At 49.8% G+C, this 1500-nt stretch carries 1 protein-coding gene and 1 pseudogene; both read right to left on the minus strand.

What is annotated here, in order from left to right; all coding sequences use genetic code 11:
- Positions 1 to 903 (minus strand): DUF6443 domain-containing protein (locus WFK35_RS22700; protein ID WP_336734898.1); only part of this gene is annotated, 903 nt, incomplete at its 3' end.
- Positions 904 to 908: 5 nt separating this feature from the next.
- A pseudogene (locus WFK35_RS22705) lies at positions 909 to 1500 on the minus strand (hypothetical protein); the annotation flags it as partial.

Consider the following 1500-nt stretch of genomic DNA (forward strand, 5'->3'; position numbering starts at 1 on the left):
CATGATCACCCGGTCCTGCTGATCGTAGACCATGTACTCCCATCCTTTTCCGGGAATTTTCTTCTCCACGAGTTTTCCCGTCCCGTCATAACGGTACTGGTAGCAGAGGTTGTCCAGGGTAACCTGATCCAGTGCGGTATTCACTGCCAGCGGCGGGATCACGTAGGCAAGCTGCCCGTATTCGTTGTACAGGTAATAGGTATCCACATCCTGAGTCCCGTCATTTTTCCTTACCAGAATGGTCTGTCCTTCGCCGTTGGTAAATTCGGTGGTGGTATTTCCGTCCGGATCTGTTACCGAAGATTTCATGAGCTGGTTGGCTGCATACGGAGCCGCCACCGAGATCTGGGAATCGGTTCTTCCGTCCGTCCATGTGGTCGTGAGGACGTATTTCTTCACTTCGCCGTCTGCATTGGTATCATATCCCAGGTTTACAGGCTTCTGCGTCCATGCAGTTCCAGTGGAAACCACCTGCTTTACCCTGTCGGTATAAACATTGTCATAGATCTTTTCAGAATAGATCCTTTCGGTTCCGTAGGCAGCGGGAACCGCGTCTAAAGGAGCGCTGTAAAAAGCGCCTTCTGAGGTTCCGGTCTGGGGAACCGGCAGGTAATCTTTCACCTGTTTTCCTACGCTGTTGTATTCCACAGGGGTCACTACATCTCTCCCGAGCGGGGTGGCTTTAATGGCTACGGACTGTACAGGTCTTCCGAGTCCGTCGAAATACTGCACGGCTTCGGCTTTCTTCACGCAGTCTGCATCGAGGCAGGTTTTGGTATAGATGAAGTTCTTATCCGTGCTTAAACCGTTTTGCGCCAAAGCAGCACCGGAAAAAAGAAGCATAAACAGGGAAGCACACTTCACGGCTGAATTTTCTTTTCGTTTGATTATATTTTTTATCATCATGATCAGTTTTTATAGTTGTATTTATACTCCTGTAATGTTTTTCCGGCGGCATCGGTGGTTTTGATCAGCCGGTTGGCATCGTCATACACATTCACGGTTCTGATCCCGTTGGCTGAAACGGAACTGGTAACTCCCACCATCGGATCATATGTTGTTGCCGTTACGGTATAGTTCTGCAATGCAGGATCTTTACGCAGGTTGTCAAGAGCCGTTACCAGCTGCGGCTCCAGGGCAGGATTGTCACGGTCTGCATTGGAAGCGTTAATGGCAGCCGTTACCGTAGCCAGTGAAGAGACCTGTGCATACGTGGCTCCGGTAATCACCGCAATCGGCTGGGTCTGGTAATAGCCCCAGATCGTGGTTACCGGGATCCCGTTTTTGCCCGTGGTCTGCACCAGATTTCCTTTGCTGTCGTACACATCCAGCGTAGAAGCAGTGACCGGGGTCTGGGTCTGCATATTATACGAGATAACCGACGTAGGATAAAGATGAGAGGCATCATCAAACTTAGTTTCAGCTTTTCCTACCAGCTTTCCGTTCTTTTTGGTAGAAGTTTCCAGAGGGATGTTCACCATATTGGCTGTCAGAAGTTTC

Source organism: Chryseobacterium sp. VD8 (assembly GCF_037149975.1).
Lineage (GTDB): Bacteria > Bacteroidota > Bacteroidia > Flavobacteriales > Weeksellaceae > Chryseobacterium > Chryseobacterium indicum.